This is a genomic window from Streptomyces hyderabadensis (assembly GCF_020404845.1).
GTDB classification, from domain to species: domain Bacteria; phylum Actinomycetota; class Actinomycetes; order Streptomycetales; family Streptomycetaceae; genus Streptomyces; species Streptomyces hyderabadensis.
The window spans coordinates 20,288-27,431 of sequence record NZ_JAIOJZ010000072.1 but is presented as its reverse complement, the minus strand read 5'-3'; the positions used below and the strand labels follow the sequence as shown (position 1 = coordinate 27,431).

Sequence of the window (7,144 nt, the reverse complement as noted above, 5' to 3'; positions counted from 1 at the left end):
CGCTTTCCAGGTTCCCGCTTTCGCGTTTCCCTTTCCGGCGGTTCCGACTTTATCAGATCTTCCGGGCCGTTCTTACCGGCCGTTCGTTTCCGATTCATCGGGAGAGTGCTTCGTCGAATTCATTGATTCGGGGAAGCTGGTAGATGTTCACCGTCGCCCTCTGGGGTGACCCCGTCTCCAGGCAACTGTTCGAATCTACCTCCCCGCTCGCTCCGTGTCAACGGCTCGTGCGGGAACGAAGAGGACAGTAGCAGCTCACCGAGGGTGGATGCACATCAGGCTGCCGTGGGCACGGTGGCGCTGCGTTCGGCTGCCTCCACGTCGCCCGTGTCGCCGGCGCGAACGGCACGGCCGCCCAGGACATAGACGTAGGCGAGGAAGGCCAGCTCGGCGATGACTCCGATGGTGATCCGCGCCCAGGTGGGCAGGCCGGAGGGGGTGACGAAGCCTTCGATGGCGCCGGACACGAAGAGGACGAGGGCCAGGCCGACCGCCATGCCGATGGCGGCCCTGCCCTCTTCGGCGAGAGCGACGCGACGCGTACGTGGCCCCGGGTCGATGACGGTCCAGCCCAGGCGCAGTCCGGTGCCCGCGGCGACGAACACCGCCGTCAGTTCGAGCAGGCCGTGTGGGAGGACCAGGCCGAGGAAGGTGTCGAGGCGGCCGGCCGACGACATCAGGCCGAAGCCCACGCCGAGGTTGAGCATGTTCTGGAAGAGGATCCAGATGACGGGCAGCCCCAGGAAGACGCCCAGGATGAGGCAGAGCGCGGCGGCCCATGCGTTGTTCGTCCACACCTGCGCGGCGAACGAGGCCGCCGGATTGCTCGAGTAGTACGTCTCGTACTGGCCGCCGGGGCGGGTGAGCTCGCGCAGTTCGCTCGGTGCGGCGATGGTGGACTGCACCTCCGGGTGGGTGCCGATCCACCAGCCCAGGAGGGCCGCCACCGCGGTCGAGAGGAGCGCGGTGGGGACCCACCAGTGGCGGGCCCGGTAGACGGCCGCCGGGAACTGCTGGGTGAGGAACCGCGTGACGTCCCGCCAGGAGGCGCGTCGGGTGCCGGTCACGACACTGCGCGCGCGTGCCACCAGTTGGCTGAGCCGTCCGGTCAGCTGGGGGTCGGGTGCGCTGGACTGGATCAGGGACAGGTGAGTGGCCGTGCGCTGGTAGAGGGCGACGAGTTCGTCGGTCTCGGAGCCGGTCAGTCGACGCCTGCGCCGGAGGAGGGCGTCGAGGCGGTCCCACTCCGCGCGGTGGGCGGAGACGAAGACGTCGAGGTCCATCGGTGTGCCTGCTCCTCGGCTATCGTCGGCGGCTCGTCGTGGATCAGCTTGTCGTACTGCGGCGCGGTGCGTCCTCAGCTTGGCAGACTGGCGGGGACGGGGGCAGTCAGGGGAAGGACGGCGGGCGTGAGCGAGCTGGTGACGGGCGAGGCCGTGGCGCTGGAGCTGCGCCCCGCGAGGCTGCCCAGCAGGGCGCTGGCCGTCCTGCTCGACCTGGCGGTCGCCGTGGCCGTCTATGTGGCGGTGACCGTCGCGCTCATGGCGGCCACCTCGTCCCTGGACGTGGCGGCCCAGACCGCGCTGTCGATCGCGGCCTTCGTCCTCGTCCTGGTGGGCGGACCGATCGCCGTGGAGACGCTCAGCCACGGACGGTCGCTCGGGAAGGTCGCGTGCGGACTGCGGGTGGTGCGGGACGACGGTGGGCCCATCCGGTTCCGGCACTCGCTGGTGCGGGGCTTGATCGGAGTGATCGAGATCCTCATGACCCTCGGGGTCGTCGCCTGTGTCGCCTCGCTGGTGTCGGCGCGGGGGCGGCGGCTCGGCGACGTGTTCGCGGGCACGCTCGTCGTGCGGGAGCGGGTGCCGTTCTCGTCCGCGGGCTTCATGCCGCCGCCTCCGCCCTGGTTGGCGGGGCGGTTCTCGGGGCTCGACCTGTCCGCGGTGCCCGACGATCTGTGGCTCGCCGTCCGCCAGTACCTGGCGCGTACGGGGCAACTGGACCCGCGCGTCGGCTGGGCCATGGCCGAACGGCTCGCCGCCGACGTCTCAGCACGTACGGGCGCTCCGGTGCCGCGGGAGGTTCCGCCGCCCGCGTATCTGGCGGCGGTGCTGCAGGAGAGGCAGGCCCGGGAGGCCTGGCGGGCGTTCGGCGGCGCTCCGGCGGCCGGCTCGCCGGTGCCGACGACGCCGGTGACGCCGGTGGCGCCCGTTGCTCCTGCGCCGAGTGGTCCGCCTCCTGCGCCCGTGGTCCCGCCTGCCGCTCCCCCTCCCCCTCCCGCGTCCGCACCGGGTGGCCGGCCCGAGGTGCCCCGGGACGTGCCGTCGGACGGCCGACGCGGGACCGGGTTCGTGCCGCCGGCGTAGGCACGGTCTCCCGGCTCCCGGCTCCCGCTCAGGGGAACACGGACGGTGGTGTCTCCAGGTCCTCCAGCTCGATGCCGGGGGCCGCGAGTACGACGTCGCCGGCGATGTGAACGGTGTGCTGCTCGCCCGTGTCCAGGGCTGTGACCTGGTATTCGTCCACGATCAGGGGTCCGTTGTCAGTGGCGTGTGCTTCTCTGTTCAGCAAGGCCCAGGACTGGTCCACGGTGCGGGGGGCGAGGACCGGGTCGGTGAGGGCGACGAGGCGTACGCGAGTGGCTGATTCGGAGGGGGTGAGGCGCAGGAGGCGGGTGACGGCGACGAGGAAGGCCGGGGATGTGCCGGTGAAGGCGTGGGCGCGCGCATTGCCTTCGGTGGCGTGGACTCCGGTGGGGTCGGTGCGGACCCAGGTGACGCCATCGATGGCGGCGCCGCGCACCTGCCAGTCGGCGGCGTGGAGTTCGAGGCGGATGGGACGGCCGAGTTCGTCGAGAGCGAGGTCGACCGAGCCGTGCTGGGCCCCGGTGGGCGTGGTCAGCCGGGAGACGTAGCGCCAGCCGGAGGGGCCGGGGGCGCATTGGAAGTGTTCTTCCGCGAGGGGGGTGTGATCGTGCGGATCGTGGAGCGAATAACGGCCGCGGGGCATGGGTGTCCTGGGTGGTGACGGGCTGGTCCGGCCGCTGATGCGGACGTGGCGCCAATGGGGCAGGCCCCCGGCACGGGGGTGCGGGGGCCTGCCTCGGAGGAACCGGTGACTCAGTAGCGGTAGTGGTCCGCCTTGTAGGGGCCCTCGACCTTGACGCCGATGTAGTCGGCCTGCTCCGGGCGGAGCGTGGTCAGCTTGACGCCGAGGGCGTCGAGGTGGAGCCGGGCCACCTTCTCGTCCAGGTGCTTGGGCAGCACGTAGACGTCGGTCGGGTACTCGTCGGGCTTGGTGAACAGCTCGATCTGGGCCAGGGTCTGGTCCGCGAAGGAGTTGGACATCACGAACGACGGGTGGCCGGTGGCGTTGCCCAGGTTCAGCAGGCGGCCCTCGGAGAGGACGATGAGCACCTTGCCGTCGGGGTAGGTCCAGGTGTGGACCTGCGGCTTGACCTCGTCCTTGACGATGCCGGGGGTCTTGGCGAGGCCGGCCATGTCGATCTCGTTGTCGAAGTGGCCGATGTTGCCGACGATGGCCTGGTGCTTCATCTTGGCCATGTCCGAGGCCATGATGATGTCCTTGTTGCCGGTGGTGGTGATGAAGATGTCGGCCTTGTCGACGACCTCGTCCAGCGTGGTGACCTGGTAGCCGTCCATCGCCGCCTGCAGGGCGCAGATCGGGTCGATCTCGGTGATGATCACGCGGGCGCCCTGGCCGCGCAGGGACTCCGCGCAGCCCTTGCCCACGTCGCCGTAGCCGCAGACGACGGCGGTCTTGCCGCCGATCAGCACGTCGGTGGCGCGGTTGATGCCGTCGACGAGGGAGTGGCGGCAGCCGTACTTGTTGTCGAACTTCGACTTGGTGACCGCGTCGTTGACGTTGATCGCCGGGAACAGGAGGGTGCCGTCGCGGTGCATCTCGTAGAGACGGTGGACGCCGGTCGTGGTCTCCTCGGTCACGCCGCGGATCTCGGACGCCAGCTGGGTCCACTTCTGCGGGGTCTCGCTGACCGTGCGGGTGAGGAGTTCGAGGATGACGCGGTGCTCGTCGGACTCGGCGGTGTCGACGGAGGGGACCTTGCCGTCCTTCTCGTACTCGACGCCCTTGTGGACGAGGAGGGTGGCGTCGCCGCCGTCGTCCAGGATCATGTTCGGGCCGCCGGTGGGGGTGTTCGGCCAGGTCAGCGCCTGCTCGGTGCACCACCAGTACTCTTCGAGGGTCTCGCCCTTCCAGGCGAAGACCGGGACGCCCTGCGGGTCGTCGGGCGTGCCGTTCGGGCCGACGGCGATGGCGGCGGCCGCGTGGTCCTGGGTGGAGAAGATGTTGCAGGAGGCCCAGCGGACCTCGGCGCCCAGGGCGACCAGGGTCTCGATGAGCACGGCGGTCTGCACGGTCATGTGCAGCGAGCCGGTGACGCGGGCGCCGGCGAGCGGCTGGGCCTCGGCGTACTCCTTGCGGATCGCCATCAGGCCCGGCATCTCGTGCTCGGCGAGGGTGATCTCCTTGCGGCCGAACGCGGCCAGGGAGAGGTCGGCGACCTTGAAGTCCTGTCGGTTGTCGACAGTCGTCATAACGGGCTGCTCCTCGGGTTGGGTCGAGGTGGGTACGGCTGACCTGCGCGGCGGCGGACACAGGGGTGCCCAGAAGAGGACACAGGCATGCCCGCGTACGCGCAGCGCAGTCCGTCGGAGGCCCTCTCTCCCTCGGCCGGTCCGTCGTGGACCGCCCGACCGCCATCAGCAGCGACGTCTGGCTCCGTCCCAAGCTACACCGCGGGCGCCCGCCGTCCCCAGTCCGCCTCCGAACACTTCCGGACGTTCACGCAGGGTGAGGACGGTCGCGGGCCGGTCCGGTCAGTGGGCGGCGGGCGGGGTGGTCGGGCCGCCGGGGGTCGCCTCGGGGTCGGGGCCCTTGGCGGCCTCGGACTCGCTGTAGATGTCCGGTTCCAGGTAGATGACGCGGGCGATCGGGACGGCCTCGCGGATGCGCGACTCGGCGGCGTCGATCGCGGAGGCGATCTCCGTGGCCGTGCCGTCGTGGCGCACGGCGATCTTGGCGGCGACGAGCAGTTCCTCGGGGCCGAGGTGGAGGGTGCGCATGTGGATGATGCCGGTGACGGTGTCGCCGGCGACGACCGCGGCCTCGATCTGCTGGACCACCTCGGTGCCGGCGGCCTCGCCGAGCAGCAGGGACTTGGTCTCGGCGGCGAGGACCAGCGCGATCAGGATGAGCAGGACGCCGATGCACAGGGTCCCGATGCCGTCCCAGACGCCGTCGCCGGTGAGCAGGGCGAGGCCGACGCCGCCGAGGGCGAGGATCAGACCGACCAGGGCGCCGAGGTCCTCCAGGAGGACGACCGGCAGCTCCGGTGCCTTGGCGTGGCGGATGAACTCCTTCCAGGACTTCTTGCCGCGCAGCGGGTTGGACTCCTTGATGGCGGTCCGGAAGGAGAAGCCCTCGGCGATGATCGCGAAGACCAGGACGCCCACCGGCCAGTACCAGTGCTCCAGTTCGTGCGGGTGCTTGATCTTCTCGTAGCCCTCGTAGAGGGCGAACATGCCGCCGACCGAGAAGAGCACGATGGAGACGAGGAAGGCGTAGATGTAGCGCTCGCGGCCGAAGCCGAAGGGGTGTTGCGGGGTGGCCTCGCGCTGGGCCCGCTTGCCGCCCAGGAGCAGCAGGCCCTGGTTGCCGGAGTCGGCGAGGGAGTGCACGGACTCGGCGAGCATCGACGACGATCCGCTGAAGAGGAACGCCACGAATTTCGCCACCGCGATCGAGAGGTTGGCGAGCAGTGCCGCCACGATCGCCCTGGTACCGCCTGACGCGCTCATGTGTCGCGTTGTCCCTTCGCCTTCGTCTGTGGCCGGCTTTGCCCTGCCTTTGCGGTGCGCCATTGTTGCAGCCCGCGCGGGCCCCGACGTGCCGGATGCCCCGCAGTACGCCCGTCAGACGCGCACGGTGGCCCGGAAGAGCGTGCCGGTTCCGGACGCTTCGGCCTTTTCGTGGGCCGGGACGAAGACGGAGCGGCCGGGGGCGAGTTCGTCTTCGCCGGCCCGTACGGTACCCGCCGTGCAGAGCAGGATCTGCGGGGTGGGCAGGGTCAGGTCGTGGGCGCCGGAGCCCTCGGGCAGGACGTAGCGGGACAGGCGGAACTCGTCGATCGGGGTGTCGTAGACCTCTTCGCCGTCGGGGGACGCCTCCGGGCGCAGGACACCCGGGTCGCCCGCCTCGAAGCGGACGATGCGCAGGAGTTCGGGGACGTCGACGTGCTTGGGGGTGAGCCCGCAGCGCAGGACGTTGTCGGAGTTGGCCATGATCTCGACGCCCAGGCCGTTCAGGTAGGCGTGCGGGATGCCGGCGCCGAGGTACAGGGCCTCGCCGGGCTGGAGCCGGACGTGGTTGAGGAGCATCGCGGCGAGCACGCCCGGGTCGCCCGGGTAGTGGTGGGCGATGCCGGCGTACGGCCGGTACGCGCCGCCGAGACGGTCGCAGGCGGCCGCGGTCTCGGTGACCGTGTGGGACATCTCCTCGGGGTCGGCGGTGAGGATGGCGGTGAGGACCTCGCGCAGGGCGGCGTCCTCGGGGTGGGCGCGCAGCAGGTCGACGTACGGCTTGAGGGAGGCGACGCCGAGGCCGTCGAGCAGGTCGGCCGTCTGGGCCGGCGGGCGGAAGCCGCACAGGCCGTCGAACTCGGTGAGGGCGCAGATCAGTTCGGGCTTGTGGTTGGCGTCCTTGTAGTTGCGGTGCGGGGCGTCCAGGGGGACGCCGCGGCGCTCCTCGTCCTCGTAACCGGCCCGGGCCTGGGCGAGGTCGGGGTGGACCTGGAGGGAGAGCGGGGCGCCGGCCGCGAGGAGCTTGAGGAGGAAGGGCAGCCGGGGGCCGAACCTGGCCACGGAGGCGGCGCCCAGTTCCTTCTCGGGGTCCGCGTCGACGACCTCGGCGAGGGTGCCCCGGCCGGTGCGGGAGGGGGCGCCGGGGTGGGCGCCCATCCACATCTCCGCCTGCGGCTCGCCGGTCGGTTCGGTCCCGAGGAGGGTCGGGATGGCGGTGGTGGAACCCCAGGCGTAGGGGCGGACGGTGTTGTCGAGGCGGTCCATGAGTTCTCTCTGCCGGTGCGTGCGGGGGCGTGGGCGAT

Annotated in this window: 6 protein-coding genes; 1 reads left to right on the top strand and 5 read right to left on the bottom strand. The window is 71.0% G+C overall.

The annotated features are described in order from the left end of the window. Window positions 1-275: 275 nt before the first annotated feature. Window positions 276-1,283 (bottom strand): stage II sporulation protein M, encoded by a 1,008-nt coding sequence (locus K7854_RS33745; RefSeq protein ID WP_226030363.1) that lies wholly within the window; start codon window positions 1,281-1,283, stop codon window positions 276-278. A 126-nt stretch (window positions 1,284-1,409) separates the two neighbouring features. On the opposite strand from K7854_RS33745, the gene K7854_RS33740 reads away from it, so the two are divergent. Then, complete coding sequence (locus tag K7854_RS33740; protein ID WP_226030362.1) at window positions 1,410-2,366, top strand: RDD family protein; 957 nt, start codon at window positions 1,410-1,412, stop codon at window positions 2,364-2,366. Between the two features lie 28 nt (window positions 2,367-2,394). Here K7854_RS33740 and K7854_RS33735 read toward each other — a convergent pair whose 3' ends face one another. The 4 genes from K7854_RS33735 to manA all read right to left on the bottom strand — a co-directional run bounded on the left by K7854_RS33735 (window position 2,395) and on the right by manA (window position 7,106). Beyond that, entirely contained in the window at window positions 2,395-3,009 is a 615-nt protein-coding gene (locus K7854_RS33735) for a hypothetical protein (protein WP_226030361.1), read from the bottom strand. Window positions 3,010-3,119: 110 nt separating this feature from the next. Beyond that, window positions 3,120-4,577, bottom strand: a complete 1,458-nt coding sequence (gene ahcY / locus K7854_RS33730) for an adenosylhomocysteinase (RefSeq protein WP_226030360.1) — start codon at window positions 4,575-4,577, stop codon at window positions 3,120-3,122. Between the two features lie 282 nt (window positions 4,578-4,859). Beyond that, the gene (locus K7854_RS33725) at window positions 4,860-5,840 is read right to left on the bottom strand and encodes a cation diffusion facilitator family transporter (protein WP_226030359.1); all 981 of its coding nucleotides are present in this window, start codon (window positions 5,838-5,840) and stop codon (window positions 4,860-4,862) included. Between the two features lie 114 nt (window positions 5,841-5,954). Further along, window positions 5,955-7,106 (bottom strand): mannose-6-phosphate isomerase, class I, encoded by a 1,152-nt coding sequence (manA, locus tag K7854_RS33720; protein ID WP_226030358.1) that lies wholly within the window; start codon window positions 7,104-7,106, stop codon window positions 5,955-5,957. Between the last annotated feature and the right edge of the window lie 38 nt (window positions 7,107-7,144).

Coding starts and splice junctions, on each gene's coding strand:
- K7854_RS33735 (WP_226030361.1), bottom strand. CDS start 3,009: ATGCCCCGCGGCCGTTATTCGCTCCACGATCCGCACGATCACACCCCC.
- manA (WP_226030358.1), bottom strand. CDS start 7,106: ATGGACCGCCTCGACAACACCGTCCGCCCCTACGCCTGGGGTTCCACC.
- ahcY (WP_226030360.1), bottom strand. CDS start 4,577: ATGACGACTGTCGACAACCGACAGGACTTCAAGGTCGCCGACCTCTCC.
- K7854_RS33725 (WP_226030359.1), bottom strand. CDS start 5,840: ATGAGCGCGTCAGGCGGTACCAGGGCGATCGTGGCGGCACTGCTCGCC.
- K7854_RS33745 (WP_226030363.1), bottom strand. CDS start 1,283: ATGGACCTCGACGTCTTCGTCTCCGCCCACCGCGCGGAGTGGGACCGC.